The organism is Paraburkholderia unamae (assembly GCF_003096875.1).
Classification (GTDB): domain Bacteria; phylum Pseudomonadota; class Gammaproteobacteria; order Burkholderiales; family Burkholderiaceae; genus Paraburkholderia; species Paraburkholderia unamae.
Window position 1 is genome coordinate 249,089 of the sequence record NZ_QEOB01000008.1, and the last position, 26,294, is coordinate 275,382.

Genomic DNA, 26,294 nt, shown 5'->3' on the forward strand with positions numbered 1-26,294 from the left:
CATGAAGCGGTTTCACATCCACGTCCACGTTGACGATATCGCTACCAATGTCGCGTTTTATTCGAAGCTGTTCGGCGCAGAGCCGGCGCGCATCGAAGCGGATTACGCCAAGTGGATGCTGGACGACCCTCGTGTGAACTTCGCGATCTCGACGCGCGGCACGAAAGCCGGTGTGGATCACTTGGGTTTTCAGGTAGATGACGCGGCCGAGCTGGCCGAACTCGCGCAGCGCGCGCAAGCCGCGGACATGACCCTGCTCGACCAGGGCGAGACCACCTGCTGCTACGCGCGCAGCGACAAGCACTGGATCGTCGATCCCCAGGGCATCGCCTGGGAGTCCTTCCATACACTCGACAGCGCCCCGGTCTACGGCGAAAGCCGCCAAACGGTGCCGTCGGCGCAAGCCGCGGCGTGCTGCGGACCGCGCGGCAAGTCCGTTGGCATGCCTGTGAAACCGGCGGGTTCGGCCTGCTGCTGATTGCGTGATGCATCCGATCACACCATGACCACCAACGTCCTTATTCTCTGTACGCACAATTCCGCGCGCAGCGTGCTTTCCGAAGCCATGCTGAACCACTGGGCGAGCAAGCTCGGCAAGGACGTGCGCGCGTTCAGCGCCGGCAGCGCCCCGAGCGGCCGCGTCAATCCGTTCGCCCTCGAAGCGCTGACGAACGCGGGCATCGACACGGGCGGCTATCGCAGCAAGAGCTGGGACGAGTTCGCGCAGGACGGCGCGCCGCCCATGCACATCGTCATTACGGTGTGCGATAGCGCGGCCGCCGAACCGTGCCCGTTCTGGCCCGGCAGCCCCGTCCAGGTCCACTGGGGCTACGCCGATCCGTCGAACGCGGCGGGCGGCGATGAAGGCAAGCGTCAGGCGTTCGAGCTCACACGTCAGGCCATCGGCTATCGCATGCTGCAACTGCTTGAACTCCCCCTTGACCGTCTGGGCAATGCCGAGCTTCAGCAGGCGCTCAACGACATCCTGCAAAGCTGAAGCCGTTTCTTGTCGAGCCGTTCCATGAATAGCCCCAACGTCGCCGCTTCGCGCCCGAGCGTCGCGAAGCCTGCCATCAGCTTTTTCGAGCGATATCTGAGTGTCTGGGTCGCGCTGTGCATTGTCGCGGGCATCCTGCTCGGCCAGATGCTGCCCGCCCTTTTTCAGGCGATTGGACGGATGGAGTATGCCCAGGTCAACCTGCCGGTCGGCCTGCTGATCTGGGTGATGATCATCCCGATGCTGGTCAAGGTCGATTTCGGGGCGCTGCATGAAGTGCGTCAGCACATCCGGGGCATTGGCGTCACGCTGGTGGTGAACTGGCTCGTCAAGCCGTTCACGATGGCGTTGCTCGCCTGGCTCTTCATCAAGCATCTGTTCGCGCCGCTGCTGCCCACGGCGCAACTCGACAGCTATGTGGCCGGGCTGATCCTGCTGGCCGCCGCGCCCTGCACGGCAATGGTGTTCGTCTGGAGCCGCCTGACGGGCGGCGACCCGCTGTTCACGCTCTCGCAGGTCGCGCTCAACGACAGCATCATGGTGGTCGCGTTTGCCCCGCTCGTCGGCCTGCTGCTCGGCATTTCGGCGATCACGGTGCCGTGGGCGACGCTGCTCACTTCGGTCGTGCTCTACATCGTCATTCCGGTGATCCTCGCGCAGATCCTGCGCAAGCTGCTGCTCGCGAGCGGCGAGGCGGCGTTCGATGCGGTCATGGCGAAGATCGGCCCGTGGTCGATCACGGCGCTGCTCGCGACGCTGGTGCTGCTGTTCGCTTTCCAGGGCGAAGCCATCCTGAAGCAGCCGCTCGTGATCGTGTTGCTCGCCGTGCCGATCCTGATCCAGGTGTTCTTCAATTCGGCGCTGGCGTACTGGCTCAATCGCGCGGTCGGTGAGAAGCACAACATTGCCTGCCCGTCCGCCTTGATCGGGGCGTCGAACTTTTTCGAACTGGCCGTGGCCACGGCTATCGGCCTGTTCGGTTTTCACTCCGGTGCGGCGCTCGCGACGGTCGTGGGCGTGCTGATCGAGGTGCCGGTCATGCTGCTCGTGGTGCGCATCGTCAACCGTTCGAAGCCCTGGTACGAGTGTGCGTGAAGGTTAGGGAATGAATCACATGAACGAAGTGCTCGTCTATCACAGCCCGGACTGCGGGGCCTCGCGCAACGAGGGTGTGGAAATCACCGCCATCGATACGGAGGCCGGGCGTGTCTGATCCGAAGACCGAACTCGCAGCCAAATTCACGGCCGAACGCGTAGCAGAACGCGTAGCAGAACTACCGCAGGTTGACCCGGCGCTGTTCCGCGTCCCCGATATCGAGCGCCTTCAGGCCACGAAAGCCTCGCCCCATCCTCCGCGCATCCTGGTGCTCTATGGTTCGCTGCGCGAGCGCTCGTTCAGCCGCCTGCTGAGCGAGGAAGCGGCCCGCCTGCTCACGGCGATGGGCGCTGACGTTCGCACGTTCAACCCGAGCGGCCTGCCGCTGCCGGACGACGCGCCCGACACTCACCCCAAGGTGGCGGAATTGCGGGACCTGGTGCTGTGGTCGGAAGGCATGGTCTGGTGCTCGCCGGAGCGCCACGGCGCGATGACCGGCATCATGAAATCGCAGATCGACTGGATTCCGCTTTCGGTCGGCGCGATCCGGCCGACGCAGGGCAAGACGCTGGCGGTCATGCAGGTCAGCGGCGGCTCGCAGTCGTTCAACGCCGTCAACCAGATGCGCGTGCTGGGCCGCTGGATGCGCATGTTGACCATCCCCAACCAGTCGTCGGTGGCGAAGGCCTTCATGGAGTTCGATGAGGCCGGCCGCATGAAGCCTTCGGCCTACTTCGATCGCGTCGTGGACGTCATGGAAGAGCTGGTGAAGTTCACGCTGCTCACTCGCGATATCGGTCCCTATCTGGTCGACCGTTATAGCGAACGCAAGGAGAGCGCCGACGAGCTGATGAAGCGCGTGAACCAGTCCGGCATCTGACGTTTGGCGTCAGGCAACGCCGAACATCAGCAGGCGCGTTGCTGCCCTGACATGACAGTCACGTTTCCGGTGGATCGAGTGAAACCGCCCGGCATCGTGTCGCTGATCAGGGCTGACGTTTGCCGCGGCCACCAGCGAGTTTGCCAGCGGGCTTGCGCGCACCCGCTGCCGGTTTGCCGGCGGGTTTGCCGCGCGGCTTTTGCACGCTGAACGGGCTGCCGCTGACGAAGCTTGCGGCGTTATCCGAGGCCACAGTGTGCTGCGCAGCAGGTTTGCTTTTGTTTGCGCCACCTTTCGGGTGCGGCTTTTTATGGGGCGCTTGCGTGACGCCTGGCGCGGCTTGCGGCACCTTGGGCTTCTTGGGCTTTTTCGGTTTCTTGATGATCTGGCCCGTCGCGCTGGTTTCCGGCACGCGGTGTTCGGCTTCGAAACCCGGCTCTTCTTCACGACGCAGCGTTTGCCGGATCAGCGCTTCGATCGCGGCCAGTTGCGGCGCTTCGTCGGCGCACACAAGGGACACCGCCACGCCGCTGGCACCCGCGCGGCCGGTACGGCCAATACGGTGCACATAGTCTTGCGCGACGATCGGCAGATCGACGTTGATCACGAGCGGCAGGTCGTCGATATCCAGTCCGCGCGCCGCCACGTCGGTGGCGACCAGCATGTTGACTTCGCCCGTCTTGAAGCGCTCCAGCGCACGCAGGCGCGCAGGTTGCGGCTTGTCGCCGTGGATGGTGTCGACCGCATAGCCCGCGTCATCGAGCATGGCCGCCAGATAATCCACGCCAACGCGGGTTTTGACGAACACCAGCGCATGCTCCCATTTGTTCTCAGCCACCAGGTGCATGAAGAGTTCAGGCTTGTTGCGCTTATCGACCGTCACCACCCACTGCTTGATCTTGCTGGCCGTGACATTGGGCGGGCTGACGCTGATATTGACCGGGCTGCGCAGAATGCCCGCCGCCATGGTGCGGATATCGTCGGTGAACGTCGCGGAGAACAGCAGGGTCTGCCGCTGCACCGGCAAGGCGGCAAAGACGGCGTTGAGCTCGCGCGCAAAGCCCAGATCGAGCATGCGGTCGGCTTCGTCCAGCACCAGCGTCTGCACTTGATCGAACTGCACGGCGTTCTGGCGATTGAGGTCCAGCAAGCGGCCCGGCGTGGCAACGAGCACATCCACGCCTTTGCGCAACTTCATCATTTGCGGGTTGATGCTCACACCGCCGTAGGCGGCCAGAAATCGTAAGTCGAGGCCTTTGCCGTACTCGACAAAGCTTTGCAGCACCTGTTCAGCCAGTTCTCGCGTGGGCACCAGCACCAGAACGCGTGCGCGATTGCTGGACACCGCCGGGCCGTGTTGCACCAGCCGTTGCAACAGCGGCAGCGCGAAACCCGCCGTCTTGCCCGTGCCGGTTTGTGCCGCGGCCATGACGTCCTTGCCGCTGAGCACAGCAGGAATCGCCTTGACCTGCACCGGCGTAGGGGTCTGGTAATTGAGGCCCTGCACGTTACGCAGCAAGGGATCGATCAGGCCGAGCGAGGCAAAAGACATGGGCGTAATCCGGGCTAAAACCGCAATTCTAGCGGTTAGCGCGCTAAAGAACGGCGCGGGTCCTGCACAACCGACGCTCAATCGAGCGGGCCACCTTGGCAAAAGTGACGCAATGACTGGGCAACCTCAAGGAGGGTGGGGGCCCAGTCATCCAGGTCGCGCTGACGAAAAAGGCGCATCGCCCCCGGATACCACGGGGAATCCGTGCGTTCGTCCAGCCAGCGCCAGCCCGCATTGACGGACGGCAGCAGGACCCAGCAAGGCGTCCCGAGTGCGCCGGCAAGGTGGGCGATGGCGGTGTCGACGCAGATCACCAGATCCAGCTGGGCGACGATTGCCGCGCTGTCTGCGAAGTCCTTGATGTCTCCCCCGAGGTGCGTGAGCGACTGCCCGGATTGCGGCGCTACCGCCTCTTCTTCGCGTTGGCCCTTTTGCAGGCTGACGAAGTGAACGCCTGGCACGTCCCAAAGCGGCGCCAATGTCGCGAGACCCGGCAGCGAGCGGTTTGCGTCGTTGTTTTGCGCCGCGTTGCCCGCCCAGACCAGACCGATGCGCCGCTGCGCAGCCGGCAGCCGTGGACTCCAGGCGCTGAGGCGATCCGGAGCCGCCCTTAGATACGGAATCCCGGCGGGGATGGAATCGAGCGTCGTGGCGAGGCGCAGCGGCAGGCTGAGCAGGAAGGTCCAGTAATCATGGGAGGGGGCCTTCGCAACCTCATCGGTCGTGAGCACGACATCGGCGTCAGCGATGCCTTCAAAGAGCGGTTGCAGGGCAGGCGAGCAGATCAGGGTGACGCGACTGGCGCCCAGCTCCTTGAGCCTGGCAAGGTAGCGGACGAACTGGATCTGATCGCCAAAACCCTGCTCGCCGTGGACCAGGATAGACCGGTTCTCCAGGGGTTCGCCCTGCCACTGCGGACAGGCAAGGGAGGGCTTGACGATACGCTCCGGCATGGCCTCATGGTAGCGGGCTTCATGCAGGGGCCAGCCCTCGGACAAGCGGCCCGTGTGGAGCAGGAGCGCCCCCAGGTTGTAGCAGGCCTCAGCATGGTCCGGTCGAATCTCAAGGGCTTGGCGGAAGACCGCCTCGGCCTCGGAAAAGCGCCTGAGCTGCTTGAGCAGATTGCCCAGGTTGTTGCGCGCGTCGGCATGGTCCGGCTGGATCGCCAGGGCATGGAGGTAGGCCGCTTCGGCTTCGGAGAAGCGCTTCGCCTGTTTGAGCAGATTGCCCAGGTTGTTGTGGGCATTGGCATGGTCCGGGCGGATCGCCAGGGCTCGGCGCCAGGCCGCTTCGGCCTCGGGAAAGCGCTTGGTCTCGTAGAGCAGATTGCCCAGGTTGTTGTGGGCATCGGCATGGTCGGGCCGGATTTCCAGGGCTCGTCGCCAGGCCGCCTCGGCCTCGGGCAAGCGCTGGGTCTGTTTGAGCAGATTGCCCAGGTTGTTGTGGGCATCGGCATGGTCGGGCCGGATCTTCAGGGCTCGCCGCCAGGCCGCCTCGGCCTCGGAAAAGCGTTTGGTCTGGACGAGCAGATTGCCCAGGTTGTTGTGAGCATCGGCATAGTCCGGATCTTCCTTCAATGCCCGCCGCCAATAAGCTTCCGCATCTTTCAGTTTCCCGAGCCGCTGGGAGCAGGCCCCGGCGATATTGAGCGCCGCCACATTGCCCGGCTGCAATTTGAGTGCCTTCGTCGCTTTCGCCAACGCCTCCCGAGGTTGTCCGTGGGAGAAGTGCGAAATCGCGTCGTTAAGCAATGTGTGGAGCGGCGAGGCTCGATGGGTGAGCAGCGTTTTCAAGGAGTGGTCGGGCCGGGAAGGAAGAATCTCGCAGACACTTCAAACCGGACGGGCGTCGCGAGGGGCAATGGCTTGTGCCGCGATTTTCTCACAATGCCCGATCGCATTTTGCCGTTGCTTGTCCGTGCCAACCCGGGCAAGCAACGCTATTCACCCCTTTTCAGGCAAAGCAGCGAGATTTACCGGCGGGGCGGCGAACGTTTCATGCGGCAAGCCACTTCAACCGATGATTCCAATGTTCACCGTCGCCGAACGTGCCTGTCCGTCACGACGCCGGTCGATCGCCCGTCCAGATCGCGGTGCTTACCGCATGCCCCCACTGGTGATGATATGTTCCCCCGTCAGCCACTTTGCGTCGTCCGACGCAAGGAAGGCGACCACCGACGCGACGTCGTCCGGTGTGCCCAGGCGTCCGAGCGGCGTTTGGCTGACCGCTGATGTCTCGAAGTCCGAGCCGATGACCCCCGCGCTTTGTGCGCCCTCGGTCAATATCACGCCGGGGTTGACCGAGTTCACGCGAATCTTCCGCGGTCCCAGTTCGCGCGCGAGCGCGCCGGTGATCGCATCGACCGCCCCCTTGGTGCCGCTATAGACGGCAGTCGTGGGAGGCGTAACGGTGGAGACGACCGAACTGACATTGACGATGCTTGCGCCCTCGCCAAGATGTCTCACGGCCGCCTGCGTGGTGAGCAGCACGCCGAGCACGTTGGTGTCGAACTGCCTGCGGTATTGCGTTTCCGTGAACTCCGCGATGGGCGCGAACTCATACACGCCCGAGTTGTTGACGAGGATGTCGAGGCGGCCATACGTTTCGATTGCCGCGTCGACGATACCTTTTGCGTCGGCGGCCTTCGACACGTCGCCGCCTACGGAAACGGCCTTCCTTCCGGCAGTGGTGATCGCGGATACGACTGCATCCGCGCCGGCCTTGCTGCTGGCGTAGTTCACGACGACCGAAGCGCCTTCGGCCGCGAGCGCCTTCGCGATGGCGGCGCCGATGCCTTTCGACGCGCCTGTTACAACGGCGACCTTTCCTGATAGTTTGCCCATGATGTTTTCCTCAGTGTGAGTGGCTTGATTGATTGAAGCCGATGCAACGCCTTGCATGATGCGACGGCCGGTGCTCTGTGAATTGGAGGTTCGCGTCGCCGTTATCAAGGTATGCGAAACAATAGCGTGGATACAGGGGATTCATCTTTACCCCGGCCAAGGCGAATTCCGGATCACGGCGCAAAAGTTACCCGGATGGAAATGCGGTTCCTTGTCGGCGATGACGTCGGCCTTTACGTTGCCGAAGGTTGTATCGGGTTTGCGTTTGATGCCGTCGTAGAAGGCCTGAATGATGTCTTCCTTGAAGTGTGGCGAGCGCGGATGGGCTCGCGTCACCGCTTCGCGCTCCTGCTGGGAAAACTCGTGATAGGAGAGTCCGAGCACGTCCATCTCGACGCCGGCTGTCACAAGGGCGACGATCGGATGCATATGGCGCGGGATACCCGGCGTGGTATGCAACGCGATCGCCGTCCAGACGAGATCGATATCGGGCGCCGCGATGCCGCGGGTCGAGAGAAAGTCGCGGGCGGCGTTGGCCCCGTCAACTTCGAACCGTTCGGTCGCGCTGCTGTAGGCGCCGAGGAGACCCAGGTCGTGAAACATGGCGCCGGCGTACAGCAGTTCCGCATCGAACCTCAGCCCAAGGCGGCTCCCCTCCATAGCGCCAAATAGATATACCCGGCTCGAATGGTGAAAGAGCAGCGGGCTGGAGGTATCGCGCACGAACTCGGTAATTTCCCGCGCAAGCTGGCTGTCGGGCACGGCTACATCCTGAATGAACTGGGACATGACGCTTCTCCTTCGAGAGTGGAACGGGTCTGGCGCTGCGCGAGCGGCGTGCTATTTCGTTGCCGCTGTCGTCCCGAGTCTTGCCAGAGCCTCGCGAATTCCCGCACCGTAATCCGGGTCTGCCTTTGAACAGTTGACTATGTGGCGGTCCTGAATATGCGCCTGAACCGAGGCCATCTGGCGCGCGGTATTATCGAACAGCATCTGCTGCTGGGACTTGCTCATCAGGCGAAACAGATTGCCGGGTTGCGCGAAGTGGTCCACGTCCACGCGGTGGTCCCAATGGGCGGCGTTGCCCTCGATGGGCAGCGCCGGTTCATGAAGCCCGGGCTCAACGTCCCATTCGCCGGCACTGTTCGGGAAGTAAGACGGGGTGCCGCCAAGGTTGTCGTCGGTGCGCATGGCGCCGTCGCGGTGGTAGCTGTGGACGGGGCACTTCGGTGCGTTGACGGGAATATGGTTGAAGTTCACGCCGAGCCGATACCGTTGGGTATCGCCGTAGGAAAAGAGCCGCGCCTGAAGCATCTTGTCGGGCGAAAAGCCAATCCCGGGGACCACGTTCGCAGGCGAGAAGGCCGCCTGTTCGACCTCCGCGAAGTAGTTACCGGGGTTGCGGTTCAGTTCGAGAACGCCCACCTCGATCAACGGGAAATCGCCTTTCGGCCAGACTTTGGTGAGATCGAACGGGTTGAACGGCAAAGACCCGGCCTGTTCGTCGTTCATCACCTGAATAAAGAGCGTCCAGCGGGGAAACTCACCGCGCTCGATGCTCTCGTAAAGATCGCGGCCATGCGTCTCCCGGTCCTTGCCCACCAGGCTCTCGGCTTCGTCGTCAGTCAGGTTCGCAATGCCTTGCTGCGTGCGGAGATGAAACTTCACCCACATCCGGCGATTGGCGGCATCGATGAGGCTGAACGTGTGGCTGCCGAAGCCGTGCATGTGGCGATAGCTGCGCGGAATGCCCCGATCGCTCATGACGATCGTGACCTGGTGAAGCGCCTCGGGCAACAGCGTCCAGAAGTCCCAGTTGCTGTTTGCACTGCGCAGCCCCGTGCGAGGGTCGCGCTTGATCGCGTGGTTCAGGTCGGGAAAGCGCAGCGGATCGCGGAAAAAGAACACGGGCGTGTTGTTGCCCACAATGTCCCAGTTCCCTTCTTCCGTATAGAACTTCACCGCGAAGCCGCGGATGTCACGCTCGGCGTCGGCGGCGCCGCGCTCTCCAGCCACGGTGGAGAAGCGCAGGAATACCGGGGTCGTCTTGCCGATTTCCGAGAAAAGCTTCGCCTTCGTGTAGCGCGTGATGTCATGCGTGACCGTGAACACGCCATGCGCTCCCGATCCTTTGGCGTGCATGCGCCGTTCAGGAATGACCTCGCGGTCGAAATGCGCAAGCTTTTCGATCAGCCAGATGTCTTGCAGCAGCGCGGGACCGCGCGGACCGGCTGTTTCGATGTTCAGATTGTCGACAACGGGGGCGCCCGTTGCGTGATCCAGACGCGTTGACGTATCGCGATTTGCCATGCCACGACTCCAGGAGGGTTGTGCGATGCCGGCGGAGCGCCGTTACGTTCCGGGCGCGGCGGTCGCGCGAAGCGTTACGGACGATCGGCGTTTGACTTCTGCAAGCGTTACGGGGCGAGCGCGTCCCGTAGCGTCGGCCACTCGATCAACGAGGGTGAGAGGGCAGAGACATCGACTTGTCGATGTGGAGAAAGCGTACCGGATCGGTACCGGACCGATCTTGGACAAAACAACGATTCGATGGACAAAACACGGGCGGTCGTCGTGGACCGACGGCAACGGCGTGTATGGCAGGGCGTTGTCGTGACCCGCAGTGTGGGACTGCTAGTCGAACAGTACCGACGCCGAAACGTCGATAGCGATGCTTGCGCAAACGTGGCGTGAGCGGTTGCGCTGGCGCCAATCCTTCGGCCCGCACCCTTCGAAGCGCGAAAACACGCGTGAAAAATGGCTCTGATCAAAAAAGCCGCAATCCGACGCGATGCTGGCAAGGCTCGCATCGGACTCGCGTAATTGGGATTTGGCTCGTTCGATTCGACGTTTTAGCAGCCACTGATGCGGCGTGCTCCCGGTCGTCTGCTTGAAGGCTTCGGTGAAGTGGCTCGTGGAAAGATCGCATTGGCGCGCGAGGTCGAGAATGGTCGGATTACCGTGCAGGTGGGCCTCGAAAAAATCCTCGATTCGTCGCATCTGCCAAGGGGCGAGTGCGGCGCGGCGCGGACGATTCAATGTGTCGGCCCTGCCATACCGTGTCACGACGTGCTCGCAAAAAGCGAGGGCGAGGTAGTCGACAAACAGCGAACTCGTCTGATCGGGCTGTTGCAGAACGGTCTGCATGGTGTGCGAAAGGCGAAACAGGACAGGGTCGCTTGCCCCGAGACTGCGCTGCACCAGCCCCCCGATGCGCCGGCGTCCCTTTTGATCGGTGAACGCTTCGATCGTGCTCTGGGCGATATAGAGCCGCATGGTATCGAACGGCATGTCGAGCCGCCGCGTCGGACTCGAGCGCAGGTCGAGCAGATAACAGCAGCCCGGTCGGCAGGATGTCGAACCATCGAGGGTTCCGCTCGAATAACGGATGCCCGGATCAGGGCTCGAAACAAGCGGCATTTGAAAGACGAATGCTTCCTCGGGGTGCGGCGTCAGCGAGCGCCCGGGTTGCGGGCGCGCGTTCGTCAGCCGCGAGAACGCGATCGGCGGTCCCTGAGTCAATACGCCTGCCCGGACGGTGGGCGCTTCCCGCAGGAGAAAGCGCCTCGCGAGCGTGTCGTCTGGAGAGGGCTGCCCCAGAGCAGCAGGACTCTTTTTGTTCATTCATCGCGCCCGTGAGTGCCGCCGTGACGGAGTCTGTGCCGTTGCCTGGCGGCTGGTTCAAATGAAAGAAAACCCAATTTATCCCAGTTTGGTGACTGCCGCGCTGCCGGTGACGGGAGGTGATGGCGTGTGACTGGTCGCGGGTGGCGCCTGGAGAGATTCCGGGTCCCAGCCGCCGCCGAGTGCCTTGAACGTCGAGATTGCCGCGCGAGCAGATTCCGTTTGCGCTTGGGCGCGCGCGTCGGCAGCCTGCAACAGCGTCTCGTTGGCGTGCAACACGTCGATAAAGCTTGCCGCGCCGCTCCGATACGCTGCCATCGAGGAGTCTCGCGCTTTGGACAATGACGATTCCGCGTGCGACAGTGTGGCCGCCTGTGCCTCGCGGTTCACCAACGACGAGAGCGAGGTTTCAACGTCCTCGGTGGCGCGGAGTACGGCCTGGCGATAACCGGCGAGCGCTTGCGCGTCGGCGCCTTTCGCCTGGTTGACGTCGGCGTTGATCCGCGCGAAGTCGAACAGGCGCCAGCGCAATCCCACGAGGCCGGCCGCCTGGCTGGCACCGCCTGTGAATAACGTGCCGGCTGCGGCTGAGGTCGCACTGCCGAGGAATGCGTTCAGCGACACCGTTGGATAGTATTCGCTGATTGCGGCCCCAATGCGCGCGTTGGCGGCTGCGAGGTGGCGTTCGGCTGCGATCAGGTCGGGCCGCCTTTGCAGCAGATCGGCCGGCGTGCCCATATCCGCGAGCGAAGGCGCAACGGGGATCAAAGACGCAGGGGCGAGCTCTTCCCGGTGGGTCCCCGGCGGCGCGCCCAACATCACGTCGAGGGAGTTTGACGCCGCATCCAGCGCCGCGTTCAGGATGGGCACGCTCGCCTGAACCTGGTCGAGCGTGCCTTGCGCCTGCTGAACCTGATAGTCGGCGGCGGCGCCCTTCGAATACAGGAGTTTCACGTCTGTGAGCAGTGCTTCCTGCGTCTGCACCTGGTGGTTTGCAATCTCCAGGCGAGCCTGAAGGCCTCGTATCGTCACGTAGATATCCGCTGTCTGGGCCGCGACGGCGAGCCGGGTGGCAGCGGCCGCCGCTTCGGTCGCTGAATAATCTGCGAGCGCGGCTTCGCGCTGCCTCCGAAGGCCGCCAAAAATGTCGATCTCCCAACCGGCCTCCAGATTGGTTTCGTACTCGGTGCCCCAGCGCTCGTAACCCGGTGTCGCATTGAGCAACTGGCCGAACGGCGTGTTGACCGATTGGTAGGCTCTGGCCGCCGAGGCCGAAACCGTGGCCGAGGGCAGGAGCGCCGCGTCAGCGGTGCCGAGGCGCGCACGCGCCTGGTCGATTTGCGCGACAGCCTGGGCAAGGTCCAGGTTCTGGGCAAGCGCCATGGCAACGTAGCGCGTGAGCAGGGGATCGTCGAAGCCTTCCCACCACGCAGACAGATTTGCCGACGGAGCCGCCGCCGCGGTGACGGACGACGGCCGCGTCACATAGCTTTGCGCGAGCGGCACATCCGGCCGCCGGTAGTCGGGGCCCACGGTGCAGGCAGAAAGGGCGGCGGCGCTAATCAGGAAAGCAAGTGGGCGACGCGAAAACATGGTCATCTCGGCGAGTGTCGATATAGTGACCAATATACAATATGGTCACTTGTTGTCAACCATTCGGTGAGGGACTAAGCTTGGGACATGAACAAGCCCATTTCATCCGCCGCGTCATCCCGTGGCCCCTCGGACCACGAAGTTCGTGCACAGATCGTCGAAGCCGCGACGGAATACTTCAGTCGCTACGGCTACGAAAAGACAACGGTCTCCGACCTCGCAAAAGAAATCGGCTTCTCGAAAGCCTACATTTACAAATTTTTCGACTCGAAACAGGCAATCGGCGAAGTTATCTGCGCGAACCGCCTCGCCGCGATGATCGCGGCCGTGAGCGAAAACGTCGCAGACGCCTCCAGCGCCACGGAGAAATTTCGCCGTATGTTCAAGACGTTACTGGCGTCGGGGTGCCAGCTTTTTTTCCAGGATCGCAAGCTTTACGATATCGCCGCCGTTGCGGCTGCGTCGCCCTGGCCGTCCGTCCACGGGTACGAAGAACAGATCCGTTGCATGCTGGCCGACATCCTGCGACTCGGGCGGGAAACGGGCGAATTCGAGCGTAAAACGCCCTTGGACGAGGCCGTGAATGCGATCTTTCTGGTGATGAAACCGTACTTCAATCCCTTGTTGCTCCAGCACAACCTCGACGCTGCCGAGGAGGCGACGGTCCAGCTCGCGAACCTCGTGCTCAGAAGTCTCTCGCCATAAATGCCTTTGTGACTATTGACTGAAATGGTCACAAGAATCAGAATGAGGTCTCCTGTTCATTGGAAAGGGCGACCTCATGTTCCGGCATCATCATCTTCTTTGCACACTGAGCCTGGCCTCGCTCGCCCTCGCCGCGTGCGGCGAGAAGCAGGCCAACGATCCGCGCACTGAGGCTCCACTCGTGCGTACGAGCGCTGTTCGTAGCGCGCCAGGGGCGAGTCGCTCGTTTTCGGGGGTAGTGGGCGCGCGCGTTCAGAGCGACCTCGGTTTCCGGGTTCAGGGAAAGGTCATCGAGCGTCTGGTCGACGCGGGGCAAACGGTCAAACGCGGCCAGTCCCTGATGCGCATCGACCCCGTCGATCTGGGTTTGCAGGCGCGTTCGCAGCAGGAACTCGTGGATGCCGCACAGGCGCGTGCCACGCAGACGGCCGCCGACGAGGCCCGCTATCGGGATCTCGTTGCGGCAGGTGCGGTTTCGGCATCGACCTATGAGCAACTCAAAGCGGCCGCCGATTCCGCCAGGGCACAACTCGTCGCGGCCAGGGCGCAGGCGGTGCTTGCCAGCAACGCTTCGGGCTACGCGGTGCTCGTGGCGGATGCGGACGGCGTGGTGGTGGAGACACTGGCCGAACCGGGCCAGGTGGTCGCGCCGGGTCAGATAGTCGTGCGGCTTGCGCATGCCGGACCCCGCGAGGCGGTCGTGCAGCTTCCCGAAACGCTGCGTCCTGTTCCGGGCTCGATCGCGCAGGCAACCCTCTACGGTGCGGACAAGAGGCCGGTTCCCGCCGCGTTGCGTCAGCTCTCCGACTCGGCCGATCGCCTGACACGCACTTACGAGGCGAGGTACGTCCTTGAGGGCGCACTGTCCAACGCCCCGCTTGGCGCGACCGTGACCATCGACCTCCCGGGTGAAGCCGGGCAGAGAAAAGGCGCTCTGGAGGTGCCGATTGGCGCCGTGTTCGATCCGGGAACGGGCGCCGGCGTCTGGACCGTTGACCGATCGCAGGCGCGTGCGACGTGGCACAAGGTTCACGTCACCGCCTTGAGCGACGACACGGCGACGGTCTCCGGCGATCTTCACAAAGGCGACCAGGTCGTTGCGCTCGGCGCTCAATTGCTTCACGACGGAGAAAGGGTGCGTCTTGCCCGCGACGCGATGGCTACGGCGTCGGTCTCCCGGGAAGGAGCGGAGCAATGAGCGGTTTCAATCTTTCAGCCCTCGCGGTGCGAGAGCGCTCAGTCACGCTGTTTCTGATCATCCTGATCTCCGTTGCCGGCCTGCTCGCCTTCTTCAAACTGGGGCGGGCCGAAGACCCGCCATTCACCGTCAAGTCGATGACGGTCATTACGGCGTGGCCGGGCGCCACTGTGCAGGAGATGCAGGATCAGGTGGCCGAACCCCTGGAGAAGCGCATGCAGGAGCTGCGCTGGTACGACCGGACCGAGACCTATACGCGTCCGGGGCTGGCCTTCACCACAGTGACCTTGCTGGACAGCACGCCGCCTGCCGACGTGCCCGAGGAGTTTTACCAGGCTCGCAAAAAACTCTCCGACGAAGCGGGCAGTCTGCCGCCGGGCGTGATCGGACCGCTCGTCAATGATGAGTATTCCGATGTAACGTTCGCGCTGTTCGCGCTCAAGGCCAGAGGTGAACCGCAACGATTGCTGGTGCGCGACGCCGAGGCGTTTCGCCAGCGACTCCTTCACGTGCCGGGCGTCAAGAAGGTGAACATCATCGGCGAGCAAGCCGAGCGCATTTATGTTTCGTTCTCGCATGACCGGCTCGCGACCCTTGGCGTGACGCCTCAGGACATCTTTGCCGCCCTCAACAACCAGAACGTTCTGACGCCTGCCGGTTCGATCGATACGGCTGGCGCGCAGGTTTTCATCCGCATTGAAGGCGCTTTCGACAAGCTTCAGAAAATCCGCGACACCCCCATCGTTGTTCAGGGCCGAACACTGAAGCTCTCGGACGTGGCAACCGTCGAGCGCGGTTACGAAGACCCGGCCACCTTCCAGATTCGCAATAACGGCGAACCGGCGCTGCTCCTTGGCGTGGTGATGCGCGACGGCTGGAACGGGCTGAACCTGGGGCAGGCGCTCGACAAGGAGGTGGCGTCGATCAACGCTGCGCTTCCGCTGGGCATGAGTCTCACGAAGGTGACCGACCAGGCCGTCAATATCCATTCGGCCATCGACGAGTTCATGGTCAAGTTCTTCGTCGCGCTGCTCGTGGTGATGATCGTGAGCTTCGCCAGCATGGGATGGCGCGTGGGCATCGTGGTGTCGGCCGCGGTGCCGCTGACACTCGCGGGCGTGTTCGTCGTCATGGCTGCGACCGGCAAGAGTTTCGACCGCATCACACTGGGCTCGCTGATCCTCGCGCTGGGCTTGCTCGTCGACGACGCGATCATCGCCATCGAAATGATGGTCGTGAAAATGGAGGAGGGCTATAGCCGCGTTCAGGCGTCCGCTTACGCCTGGAGCCACACTGCGGCCCCGATGCTCTCCGGTACGCTGGTCACGGCCGTCGGCTTCATGCCGAATGGCTTCGCCCGTTCGACGGCGGGCGAATATACGAGCAACATGTTCTGGATTGTCGGCATCGCACTGATCACCTCGTGGATCGTTGCCGTTGTCTTTACACCCTATCTCGGCGTCAAGCTGTTGCCCGACATTCCGGCGATCGAAGGTGGACACGGGGCGATCTACAACACGCCGAATTACCAGCGCTTTCGCCGCTTCCTCGCGCGCGTGATACAGCGAAAGTGGATAGTCGCCGGGGTCGTGGTGGCGTTGTTCGTCGTCGCCGTGATGGGAATGAGCGTGGTGAAAAAGCAGTTCTTCCCGACCTCCGATCGCCCGGAAGTGCTCGTGGAGGTGCAGATGCCCTATGGGACGTCGATCGAGCAAACGTCCGCAGCGACGGAAAAAGTCGAGGCATGGCTGGCAAAGCAGCCGGAAGCGAAGATCGTCACCGCCTACATTGGACAGGGGGCGCCTCGCTTCTATCTGGCAATGTCGCCGGAGCTTCCGGATTCGTCGTTCGCGAAAATCGTCATACGCACGAGTGACGAGACGCAGCGGGAGGCACTCAAATTCCGTCTGCGCAAAGCCATTGCCGAGGGTTTGGTACCGGGGGCCCAGGTTCGCGTCACCCAGTTGGTGTTCGGCCCTTACTCGCCTTATCCCGTTGCGTTCAGGGTCATGGGTCCGGACGCTCACACGTTGCGCGCAATCGCCGCGCAGGTCGAACGGATCATGAACGCCAGTCCGATGATGCGGACGGTGAATACCGACTGGGGGCCACGTGTTCCAGCCGTCCACTTCACATTGAATCAAGACCGGCTCGGGACTTTCGGATTGACGTCCAGTTCGGTCGCACAGCAGCTGCAATTTCTGTTGACCGGCATAACGGTCACGAACGTACGCGAGGACATTCGCTCTGTTGAACTCGTCGCACGATCGGCCGGCGACATCCGGCTTGATCCGAACCGGATCGGTGGATTCACCCTGATCGGCGCCGCGGGTCAGCGCGTACCGCTGTCACAGGTGGGGACGGTCGAAATCCGGATGGAAGACCCGATCCTTCGCCGTCGCGATCGAACGCCAACGATTACCGTGCGCGGCGACATTGCGGAAGGACTGCAACCGCCCGATGTCTCGACCGCGATGATGGCGCAGCTTCAGCCGGTGATCGTAACGCTTCCGGACGGCTATCGGATCGAGGAGGCAGGATCCATCGAAGAAGCCGACAAAGCGACGAAAGCGTTGGCTCCGCTGTTTCCGATCATGATTGCGCTCACCTTGCTCATCATTGTTTTTCAGACGCGCTCGATGGCCGCGACCATGATGGTGTTCGCGACGAGTCCGCTGGGCTTGATCGGCGTTGTCCCGACATTGCTGCTGTTCAATCAGCCGTTCGGGATTAATGCCCTGGTGGGGCTCATTGCGCTCTCCGGCATCTTGATGCGCAATACGCTGATCCTGATCGGCCAGATCGAGCAGAATGCGCGGGAGGGAATGACGCCTTTCGATGCCGTGGTGGAAGCCACCATTCAACGGTCCCGGCCGGTCATCCTGACCGCGCTTGCGGCGATGCTCGCTTTCATTCCGTTGACCCATTCCGTCTTCTGGGGCACGTTGGCTTATACGTTGATTGGGGGAACCTTTGCCGGAACGATTCTGACGCTGGTGTTCCTGCCGGCGATGTATTCGATCTGGTTCAGGATTCGGCCCGGCGCGGGGGAGGACCACGCCGCGCTTGAGCCGAGTGCAAGCACGATCACGTAGACATGTCCGCACGCAGGCGCTGGATATTCCCGGCGCTTGTCCACGCGCCTGAAGGTGCGCATCGTCTCGGCCGAAGCCGTTACCCGAGCATTGTCCGTGTGCGGACGAGAGCACGTCCAACTGGAACTTGTGTGTTGGCGGGACCGCTTCTATCGTGTAATCAATTCCCGTGTTTGCAGTGCGATCGCCGGTTACGTCGTCAAGCGCTTTGAACGTTGCGAAACGATATACCTCTGACCAATACGCCCGGCGCGAAGCGGTACAAAGCGGTACGAAGCGCCACTAAGCGGGACGAAGCGCGATGCATGTCGTGACGAGCGCACACCATGCCCGCGAGCTTGTAAAAACAAGGAGTGTCGGCCATGTTCACTCGCCGGGACTTTGTGAGGACCCTGCCCGGGCTGCCGGCCGCCCTCTGCTGCGGTGCGAGCGGCGCCGCAACGGTGAACGACGCATCGAAGGTCTGCCTGGTCGTTGGCAACAGTGCCTATGCCCGTATGGCGCTGCGCAATCCGGTCAACGATGCGCGCGCGATGAGCGAACTCTTCGCGGCAGCCAATTTCAGCGTGGATTTCCAGCAGGACGTGAAACTCGACGCATTCAGGGAAGCGGTCGACCGGTTTGGCGAGACAGTCCAGCACGCAAGCACCAGGCTCGCGGTTTTTTACTACGCGGGTCACGGCGTCCAGCTCGATTGGCGCAATTACCTGTTGCCCGTCGATGCCCAGGTAGGCACTGCGGATCAACTGAAGGCCAGATGCCTGGATCTGGGGCTCCTGCTCGGCAAGTTCGCCGACACGAAAGACAAGACCCATATCGTCTTTCTCGATGCGTGCCGCAACGATCCATTCGGTGGCACCTACCAACCCGCGCAAGCGGGTCTCAGTCAGGTCGACGCGCCGGTTGGAAGCCTGCTTGCCTACTCGACCGCGCCGGGGAAGGTGGCCTTCGACGGCCAGGGGGCGAACGGCCCTTACGTGCAGAATCTGGTCCGCGAACTGTCACGCCGCGACGCGCAGCTCGAGGATGCCTTGAAGCGTGTGCGCCTCAACGTGAGGCTGGAATCCAGCGGCATGCAGATTCCCTGGGAGTCGACCTCGCTTGAACGAGCGGTCTATCTCTTCGACGACGGACGCAAGCCGCTCAGCGACGCGGACCTCGAGAATGCCGTCAAGGAGGATCTGGACTACTGGGAGCGCATCAAGTCGTCGCGCAACCCGCAGGACTGGATCGCCTATTTGCGCACTTTTCCCAATGGCCGCTTTGCCGAGATCGCGCAGGACCGGCTTACCCGTCTGCTCGCCACGCAGGCAAGCCCGCCCGTAGCGGGGCGCACAAGCGTTGCAAGCGCACCGGCTGCGGCGCAAACCGGCGTGCCGGTAGCGATCGTTGCGTCTGCACCGGTCGCCTCGCAGCCGCCGGCGCAGGCGCGGGTCGAACCGCCCGCGATCGTGGTGGCGCCGGGCGCTCCGCCTCCGCAACTCGCGCGACCGTCGGATAATCCATACTCGGCCGGCGTTTATCCTTTGGGACGCGTGTTTTCGGTCGGCGACGAAGCCACGTTCAGGGTGATCGATATCATTGGTGGGCGGGAAAAGACCCGCTACAGCATCCGGATCACCAAAGTCGATCTGGACGCCGATCGAATTGAGGCCAACGGAGGCAAGTGGGTGTACGACGCCATGGGCAATCCGCGAGCGACGCCCCAGGGGGCGAGCACTGTCCCGAAACAACTCGTTCCAGCGGAATTCCAGATTGGCAAGAAGTGGAAGGCGGCCTATGCGGACGTCAACGGCCAATGGGCCACCGAACTCGATCTGAAGGTCGTGGCGCGCGAGATCGTCCGTGCCGGCGACGTAGACTTTCTGGCGTTTCGTGTCGAAGGCCGGGGAATCCGCACGCGTTTGCACCGAACCTTTGTTCGTCTGGAGTGGCGCTTCTGGTATGTGCCGGGCCTTAATTTCAGCGTCGTCAGCGAATATATCGAACGGGCGGCGAATGCGGTCTTTTTATTCTCGAGCAATCGGGACGAACTGATCATGCTCAGGCAGCAAAGAACGGGACTTTCCACGACTGCATAGGATGGTGAAGCCCATCCGACGCAGACATCGTCTCGTCACTCACCCTGACGGCTGCCCTTGCGATAGTCAGTAGGACTACTGCCGGTCCAGTGCTTGAATGCGCGGCAAAAGCCGGTGGCATCGGAAAAGCCGAGATCAAACGCCAGCACGGCCACGCTCGTGTTCGAATTGGTCAGCCTATGGATGGCGATATCCCTTCGCAGTCCGTCTTTCACTAGCTGAAAATGCGTTCCTTCCTCTGCGTATCTGCGGTTGAGCGTGCGCACCGACGTATGTAATGCCTGCGCGAGATCCTGAATGGTTACCGGCTGCGTCATATTCTGTTCAAGATACTCGCGCGTTTTCGCCACGATGGAACCATGATGCAACGCGGTGAATGTCCAGTCTCCAGGCGCGCGCTTCAGGAATTCCCATAGCTCGTGCTTCTCGCGGTTGAACAGTTCCGCACAATCCTGGTACAGGAAATAGATGCTCGTCATTCCTGCATCGAAATGCACGGCGCCTGGGTACAGGAACGCATAGTCCCCCGCGTGCCTCGGTTTGGCGAAGTCGAACTCGACCCGGTGCAGGACGATTTCCCTGCCAAGCAGCCAGGAGGCGATGCCGTGAACCAGCTTCATCATCAACTCATGTCCAAGTGGCGTGACCGGCGTGCCGGACGTTCTTTCCACTAGCGCGAGTCGCACCAGATCATGCTTCGTTGAAATCTGTAGCCGGTAGTCATCCAGCAGCAAATTCCAGAAGCGCACGAAACGATTGAACGCCACCAGCACGGTGGGCGCGTCGAGCAGGCTGAGCATGAGGTACTTCAATGTGCCACCCCGGATCGGCCGGGACCATAGACCCAGCATCTCGTCATCGAGTGTCGCCGCGACCGTCCTGTACAGCGCGACATATTGCTCGCGTGTCATGCGCGCATCGGGCTGATGGAGCAGGGACTGGGGGATGGCGGCGCTTGCGAGCGCCTGCGCTGCCGCGTCCTCCCCGTGACGGCTGCGAATGACGCGCAACATCCCGTGCAGGAAGTGAGCGGAAAGCGTGAGAGGGCTTTGCGAGGTCCGGTTCATGGTGCGTTCATTATGGCGCACTTTGCACATTGATTGGCGCGATGTGTCAATTTCCCACGGCCCACCTGCCTATACTGGCCAGTAATTTCCGCGGTGCTTGAAGCTTGTGATCGTTGCCACTTGGCGCGTTGTGCCAATTCGTGGCGGCATATGTTCGTCAATCGGAAGGGAGCATGGTTTGAGTACGAGACGCATTGTCGTGACTGGCATGGGGATAGTGTCGCCGTTGGGGTGTGAGGTCGAATCCGTATGGAGCCGGCTCTTGAACGGTTATTCAGGCCTGGCGGGTTTGCCTGACGAGGTCACGGAAGGGATTGCATCGAAGGTCGGCGGCGTCGTGCCCATCTTGACGCCGGATTGCCCGTGGGGATTCGATCCCGCTCTCGCGGTCGAGCCCAAGGACCAGAAGAAGATGGACCGCTTCAGTCTGTTTGCGCTGAGCGCGGCGCAAGACGCTTTGAATCAATCCGGCTGGCACCCTGAAACGGAAAGCGCTCGTCAAAGAACGGCAACGATCGTGGCTTCCGGCGTAGGCGGATTTGGTGCGATCGTCGAAGCCGTAAGGACCACTGATAATCGCGGACCTCGGCGGCTTTCTCCATTCACCGTTCCCAGTTTCCTGGCCAATATGGCAGCCGGCCACGTATCCATTCGCCACGGCTTTCGTGGTCCCCTGGGTGCGCCGGTCACCGCCTGTGCCGCCAGCGCTCAGGCCATTGGCGACGCCGCGCGCCTGATCCGCGCCGGCGAAGCCGATATTGCCGTGTGCGGCGGAGCCGAAGCCTGCATCGATCGAGTGAGCTTTGGGGCGTTTGCCGCCGCAAGAACCCTGTCCACAGGCTTCAACGACCATCCCGCACAAGCGTCCCGCCCGTTCGATAGCGGACGCGACGGCTTTGTGATGGGAGAGGGCGCCGGCATGCTCGTCATCGAAGACCTGGAGCACGCATTGCGGCGAGGCGCCACGCCGATTGCGGAAGTGCTCGGTTATGGCACGAGCGCCGATGCGCACCATATGACATCCCCGCCCGAAGACGGTGCCGGCGGAAGGCGCGCGATGGAACTGGCGATCCGGCAGGCGAATCTCGAACCCGGCCTGATCGGGCATTTGAACGCTCATGCAACGTCCACGCCCGTAGGCGACATCAGTGAGCTGGCGGCCATCAAGGCGGTATTTGGAACAGGTCGAGGCCCCGCCGTATCCGCCACCAAGTCATCGACTGGCCATTTGCTTGGCGCGGCTGGCGGCGTGGAGGCCATTTTCACCGTGCTTGCGTTGCGAGACCAGCTTGCGCCGCCCACGCTCAATTTGACGCAGCCTGACCCGGCAGCGGAAGGCATCGACATTGTCGGTGCAACGGCACGAAACATATCGACGGAATACGCGATCTCCAATGGCTTCGGCTTTGGGGGCGTCAATGCCAGTCTGGTATTCCGCCGACTTTGATTGCAAATGCGTGTTGAAGGGGTGCTTGAGGGCGTGCCTTGGCGCCCTCAGGCACCATCAGGTAACCTCAAGCGGCGAAGTCAGTCGATGCCGACAGGGCCTTCCACGTTTGCATTTCCTGCGCCACATAAGCGTTTTTTGCTTCGATGGCAGCCAGCGTGTCCGTGCCAAGCGGGAGGCGCAGCGGCGGGTTCGGCGCGTCGACGAGCGTGATCAGCGCCGCCGCAAGCTTCGTCGGGTCGCCGGGCTGGTTGTGATTCATTTGCACCGCCTTGCGGCGCACCGTACCCGAGGTTTCGTCGTAGTCGGCAATCACGTCGGGCGCAACGACGAGCGAGGAAGCATCCAGAAAGTCCGTGCGAAAATACCCCGGCTCGACAACGGTCGCGTGAACGCCCAGCGGTTTCAATTCGGCGTGCAACGCTTCCGTAATGCCTTCGACGGCGAACTTCGTCGACGAGTACGCGCCGAAACCCGCCGCGGCCCGATAACCGCCAACCGACGAAATATTGATCACGTGGCCCGAGCGGTTCGCGCGCATCGTCGGCAGCACGGCACGCGTGACGTTAAGCAGACCGAATACATTCGTGTCGTACATGCGGCGGATGTCCTTGTCGGCGGATTCTTCCACGGCGCCCAGCAGACCGAAGCCGGCGTTGTTGACCAGCACGTCGACGCGGCCGAATTTTTCAACCGCCAGTTGCACGGCCGCCTTCGCCTGGGCTTCGTTTGTCACGTCCAGCGCGACCGGCAGCAACGCCGCCGACTCGCCGAGCCGCTCGACGATAGCGGGAGCATTACGTCCGGCGGCCACGACTGCGTTGCCGTCCGCGAGCGCCGCTTCGGCAATCAATGCGCCAATCCCCCGTGATGCGCCAGTGATGAACCATACGCGCTTGAAGCCACCTTGTTGAACGTTAGCCATCATGTCTCTCCTACGTGTGTGATGAGGTGAGGTCATGGTAGTCGCGGCGATTGACACAAACTAGCCGTATATTACTGGAGTGATAATCAACCTCTGTTTGCGAATCGGGGCCCTGGAGATGAACGGAATTCGTGCGATCACCATTTTCGTCCGTGCCGCGGCGCTCGGCAGCCTGCGTGGCGCGGCAATCGATCAAGGCATCTCGCCCCAGGCCGCGAGCCACGCGGTGATGCAACTGGAGAAGGAACTGGGCGTGCGGCTCTTTCACCGGACCACGCGCAAGCTGAGCCTGACCGAGGAGGGCCAGCGTCTGCTCGACAACGTGGAGCCGGCGCTCGCCACTCTCTCTTCCGCGCTCGACGAAGCCCGGCGCTCGAAAGAGGACGTGGCCGGCATGTTGCGCGTGAGTGCGCCGCGGGCATTCGGGCTCCCGGTCCTCTGGCCGTACTTCGAGGAATTCCAGAAGCGCTATCAGAACGTGCAGCTCGAAGTGCAATTCGACGATCAATTCACGGATCTCGTGACAGACCGCTCCGACGTGGGGTTTCGCGGCGGACCGCCGCCTTCGGGAGGCTCGATCGCCCGCAGGCTGGTGCCGATTCAACTGATCGTGTGCGCTTCGCCGGACTATATCGAGCGCAACGGCGCGCCGCGGACCATCGAAGAACTCGCGCAGCATCGCTGCACCGGGTACCGCCGCGCCAACACGGGCAAGCTCGCGCAGTGGCAGTTCCGCCTTGGCGATGAGATCGTTTATCGCGACGTGCCTCCCGCCATCTGCGTAAACGATACGGAGCTCGAAACGCAGGCCGTGCTTTCGGGCCTCGGCATCGGGCAACTGGGGAGCTTCAATGCCACGGTGCATATCCGAAGCGGGCGACTCATTCCGCTTTTGACGGAGCACATCACCGAATACGGCACGATTTATATCTACTACAAGCATCGAACCGAACAATCGCTGCGCGTGAAGACGTTCATCGACTTCATGGTCGAGCGCATGGCCGGCAACCGGAACTTCTTTCTCGATCCGTCCGAGCTTCGCGCGGCGCAGCCGCCGCAGCGCAAACGTGCAGCGAAGCGACGTGGCTAGTGGCTTCTTTGTGGCCGACCGCGGAGTCAGCGGATCGAAGCTGCCAGCAGCACCTCGCGCCGCGCCGCGATCTTGCTCGCCCAGTCGTCGATCATCGCCGCGAAGCGCTCACCCTCGAAATCTTCGAGCGCCCGTTCGCCCGCTGCGTTCAGCGCGGTGAGCGTGTAGCTCACCTCAACCGCGGTGCGCGCTGCGTCGAGTGCGGCGCAGCGCACCTCGACAACGCTGGTGCGCGAGGCCGGGGTCGAACGCACATAGCGCGATCGGTGCGCGTCGCGCTCGAAGTCGATCAGCGTCCAGACAGTCAGCTCGCCGCCCTGACCCGTGAGAAACACCATTCCCGCCTCGGTGCGGCCATCGCCTGGGTGGACGTAGGTCGGCTTCCAGCCGTCGACCCACAACTCTTCGCCCGCTGGCGTGAAAAACATGAAGGCCCGGTCGACCGGGGCGTCGACGACGATCCGGTGGCTTACGTGCAGTCGGCGCGGCATGCGTGCATCCTCCGTTCTTCAAAATTCGCAGAGCAAGCGAGCAACGGCGAGCGCGCGTTAAGCCACGCGTTAAAACCGCATTCGGCTTGCGGGCGTATCAGTCTGAATCTCGTTTAGCTGTGTTCGAACGCATTTGGCGTCATGACCTGTGCGCTCCCGCCTCATTCACGAATGACCTGAACCCGTCCCGATTTGACCGCTGCCTTTAAAACCGTCCAGTCCGCTTCATTCTGTTCGGCATAGGCGAGCGCGAATTGCACGATTGCCTCGTCGAATGCGCTCGACTTTCCCATATATCCGAAGATCAATGCGGGGTCGCCCGCTTTTGCCATCGCGTGGGCGAGCGCGTGCGCGCAGGAAACCGCATATTCACCGAGATCTTCCACGTCGAATGTGGAGAAGTCGAACGCGCCTTTCATGTCGCGCAGTTGGCGAACGTAAAAGTCGCTGCCCGTGTGCCGCATTTTCGACCAGCCGAGAAAAATATCGCTGGCGGATTGCAGCAGACGCTGCCCGTTCACCACACGCTGGCCGTGATTGGGGAAACGGCTCGGCGGCACGTAACCCTCCAGCACGGAGGCTCGCGCCTCCTTCAACTGAAGGAACAACGGGCAGTCGCCGTCGGCCATGAATAACGCCTGGTAGCAGCGCGTGCCCACCGATCCCACGCCGACAACACGAATGGCGACATCCACAAGTTCGTAGCGATCGAACAGGGCACGCCTGTCGTCGGGCAACGTCAGGCGGTAGTCGGCGAAGAAGCGCCGGACCATCGCATCGTACTGCTTATGATCGTGCGGGCTCTCCAGAGGGATGTGATACACGAGCGGTGGGACATCCTTGATGCGCAGCTTGCCGTTGACGACTTCGGTTGCGTGGCTCATCACCGACCGGGAAGACTGCTGGCTCGCCTTCGCGATGACCGCCATTTCTTTTTTCTTTTCCACCTGCGAACCGGCAATCGCCAGCATGCTCGCTGCACTGAACTGGTAATACCAGACGTCGAGCGTATCCATCCGGCTGAATTCGGCGATGCGTTGCCGAAACGTCTCGCACAACCGGCGTACGACGGCGCGCTGCTCGCGCGTGGCGAATCCGCGTTCGCGCGCTTCGATCACGAACGACGCGGCCAGCCTGCGCACGTCCCAGTCAAACGGGCCGGGAAGCGTTTCGTCGAAGTCATTGGGTCCGAAAAGCATACGCCGCTCGGGGCTCGCGAACAGGCCGAAATTCGCGAGGTGGGCATCGCCGCCCAGTTGCACGGTAACGCCGGAATGCGGCAGCTTCGACAGGTCATAGGCCATGAGCGGCGCCGCGCCGCGATAGAACGCGAAGGGACTCGCAACCATGCGACCGTAGCGTATGGGTATCAGCTCGGCCACCCGTCCCACGTTGGACGCGTCGAGCAACGCGAGGGGATCGCGGCCGTCGGTCCTGAATTCGGCCAGCTTCGCTCTCGGCACTTTTGTGCGTGCCGCCTTGCCGCGCTCGATGCGCGCCGCCACCGACCCACGCCCCGCAAACAGCATGGACGGGTCTTCCGGATCGGCGGGCCCCGGTGGACTTTCATTGCGCTTCGCAGCAGCGATCTCGGACACGTGTGCCTCCCT

General features: G+C 62.5%; 21 protein-coding genes. 10 read left to right on the forward strand and 11 right to left on the reverse strand.

Annotation, left to right across the window (positions count from 1 at the left end; translation table 11 throughout):
• Window position 1: 1 nt before the first annotated feature.
• The 4 genes from C7402_RS18625 to arsH all read left to right on the forward strand — a co-directional run bounded on the left by C7402_RS18625 (window position 2) and on the right by arsH (window position 2,973).
• Window positions 2–478 (forward strand): ArsI/CadI family heavy metal resistance metalloenzyme, encoded by a 477-nt coding sequence (locus C7402_RS18625; protein ID WP_116611598.1) that lies wholly within the window; start codon window positions 2–4, stop codon window positions 476–478.
• A gap of 24 nt (window positions 479–502) precedes the next feature.
• A complete protein-coding gene (locus C7402_RS18630; protein ID WP_112172270.1) occupies window positions 503–997 on the forward strand; it encodes an arsenate reductase ArsC in 495 nt (164 codons plus the stop codon).
• Window positions 998–1,021: 24 nt separating this feature from the next.
• The gene (gene arsB / locus C7402_RS18635) at window positions 1,022–2,092 is read left to right on the forward strand and encodes an ACR3 family arsenite efflux transporter (protein WP_116611599.1); all 1,071 of its coding nucleotides are present in this window, start codon (window positions 1,022–1,024) and stop codon (window positions 2,090–2,092) included.
• A gap of 110 nt (window positions 2,093–2,202) precedes the next feature.
• Entirely contained in the window at window positions 2,203–2,973 is a 771-nt protein-coding gene (gene arsH, locus C7402_RS18640; RefSeq protein ID WP_116611600.1) for an arsenical resistance protein ArsH, read from the forward strand.
• 106 nt (window positions 2,974–3,079) lie between these two features.
• Here arsH and C7402_RS18645 read toward each other — a convergent pair whose 3' ends face one another.
• The 7 genes from C7402_RS18645 to C7402_RS18675 all read right to left on the reverse strand — a co-directional run bounded on the left by C7402_RS18645 (window position 3,080) and on the right by C7402_RS18675 (window position 12,585).
• Window positions 3,080–4,525 (reverse strand): DEAD/DEAH box helicase, encoded by a 1,446-nt coding sequence (locus C7402_RS18645; RefSeq protein ID WP_116611601.1) that lies wholly within the window; start codon window positions 4,523–4,525, stop codon window positions 3,080–3,082.
• Between the two features lie 77 nt (window positions 4,526–4,602).
• A complete protein-coding gene (locus tag C7402_RS18650; RefSeq protein ID WP_116611602.1) occupies window positions 4,603–6,318 on the reverse strand; it encodes a tetratricopeptide repeat protein in 1,716 nt (571 codons plus the stop codon).
• Window positions 6,319–6,621: 303 nt separating this feature from the next.
• Window positions 6,622–7,368: a glucose 1-dehydrogenase gene (locus tag C7402_RS18655; RefSeq protein WP_116611603.1), complete on the reverse strand. Its 747-nt coding sequence runs from the start codon at window positions 7,366–7,368 to the stop codon at window positions 6,622–6,624.
• A 147-nt stretch (window positions 7,369–7,515) separates the two neighbouring features.
• Complete coding sequence (locus C7402_RS18660) at window positions 7,516–8,157, reverse strand: HD domain-containing protein (protein WP_116611604.1); 642 nt, start codon at window positions 8,155–8,157, stop codon at window positions 7,516–7,518.
• A gap of 51 nt (window positions 8,158–8,208) precedes the next feature.
• The gene (locus tag C7402_RS18665; RefSeq protein WP_116611605.1) at window positions 8,209–9,678 is read right to left on the reverse strand and encodes a catalase; all 1,470 of its coding nucleotides are present in this window, start codon (window positions 9,676–9,678) and stop codon (window positions 8,209–8,211) included.
• 324 nt (window positions 9,679–10,002) lie between these two features.
• Complete coding sequence (locus C7402_RS18670; protein WP_112172262.1) at window positions 10,003–10,992, reverse strand: helix-turn-helix domain-containing protein; 990 nt, start codon at window positions 10,990–10,992, stop codon at window positions 10,003–10,005.
• 78 nt (window positions 10,993–11,070) lie between these two features.
• Entirely contained in the window at window positions 11,071–12,585 is a 1,515-nt protein-coding gene (locus C7402_RS18675; protein ID WP_116611701.1) for an efflux transporter outer membrane subunit, read from the reverse strand.
• A gap of 87 nt (window positions 12,586–12,672) precedes the next feature.
• Here C7402_RS18675 and C7402_RS18680 point away from each other — a divergent pair, with 87 nt between their 5' ends.
• From C7402_RS18680 to C7402_RS18695, 4 genes are all read left to right on the forward strand, one after another.
• Window positions 12,673–13,290, forward strand: coding sequence for a TetR/AcrR family transcriptional regulator (locus C7402_RS18680; protein WP_116611606.1), 618 nt, complete (start codon window positions 12,673–12,675; stop codon window positions 13,288–13,290).
• Window positions 13,291–13,366: 76 nt separating this feature from the next.
• Window positions 13,367–14,488 (forward strand): efflux RND transporter periplasmic adaptor subunit, encoded by a 1,122-nt coding sequence (locus C7402_RS18685; protein ID WP_116611607.1) that lies wholly within the window; start codon window positions 13,367–13,369, stop codon window positions 14,486–14,488.
• Window positions 14,485–17,583 carry an efflux RND transporter permease subunit gene (locus tag C7402_RS18690; RefSeq protein WP_116611608.1) on the forward strand — a complete coding sequence of 1,033 codons (3,099 nt, stop codon included), beginning with the start codon at window positions 14,485–14,487 and terminating at the stop codon, window positions 17,581–17,583. Before C7402_RS18685 ends, C7402_RS18690 begins: the two co-directional genes overlap by 4 nt.
• A 362-nt stretch (window positions 17,584–17,945) precedes the next feature.
• Window positions 17,946–19,664, forward strand: coding sequence for a caspase family protein (locus C7402_RS18695; protein ID WP_116611609.1), 1,719 nt, complete (start codon window positions 17,946–17,948; stop codon window positions 19,662–19,664).
• Window positions 19,665–19,699: 35 nt separating this feature from the next.
• Here the strand turns inward: C7402_RS18695 and C7402_RS18700 are convergent, their stop codons facing one another.
• On the reverse strand, window positions 19,700–20,731 hold the full coding sequence (locus C7402_RS18700) for an AraC family transcriptional regulator (RefSeq protein ID WP_116611610.1): 1,032 nt from the start codon (window positions 20,729–20,731) through the stop codon (window positions 19,700–19,702).
• Window positions 20,732–20,909: 178 nt separating this feature from the next.
• Here C7402_RS18700 and fabF point away from each other — a divergent pair, with 178 nt between their 5' ends.
• Window positions 20,910–22,178, forward strand: coding sequence for a beta-ketoacyl-ACP synthase II (gene fabF, locus C7402_RS18705; protein WP_112172256.1), 1,269 nt, complete (start codon window positions 20,910–20,912; stop codon window positions 22,176–22,178).
• 67 nt (window positions 22,179–22,245) lie between these two features.
• Here fabF and C7402_RS18710 read toward each other — a convergent pair whose 3' ends face one another.
• Window positions 22,246–23,103, reverse strand: a complete 858-nt coding sequence (locus tag C7402_RS18710) for an oxidoreductase (RefSeq protein ID WP_116611611.1) — start codon at window positions 23,101–23,103, stop codon at window positions 22,246–22,248.
• Between the two features lie 118 nt (window positions 23,104–23,221).
• Here C7402_RS18710 and C7402_RS18715 point away from each other — a divergent pair, with 118 nt between their 5' ends.
• Window positions 23,222–24,193: a LysR family transcriptional regulator gene (locus tag C7402_RS18715; RefSeq protein ID WP_116611612.1), complete on the forward strand. Its 972-nt coding sequence runs from the start codon at window positions 23,222–23,224 to the stop codon at window positions 24,191–24,193.
• A gap of 26 nt (window positions 24,194–24,219) precedes the next feature.
• Here the strand turns inward: C7402_RS18715 and C7402_RS18720 are convergent, their stop codons facing one another.
• On the reverse strand, window positions 24,220–24,684 hold the full coding sequence (locus C7402_RS18720; RefSeq protein WP_116611613.1) for an SRPBCC family protein: 465 nt from the start codon (window positions 24,682–24,684) through the stop codon (window positions 24,220–24,222).
• Between the two features lie 161 nt (window positions 24,685–24,845).
• The gene (locus C7402_RS18725; protein ID WP_224044195.1) at window positions 24,846–26,282 is read right to left on the reverse strand and encodes a DUF2252 domain-containing protein; all 1,437 of its coding nucleotides are present in this window, start codon (window positions 26,280–26,282) and stop codon (window positions 24,846–24,848) included.
• Between the last annotated feature and the right edge of the window lie 12 nt (window positions 26,283–26,294).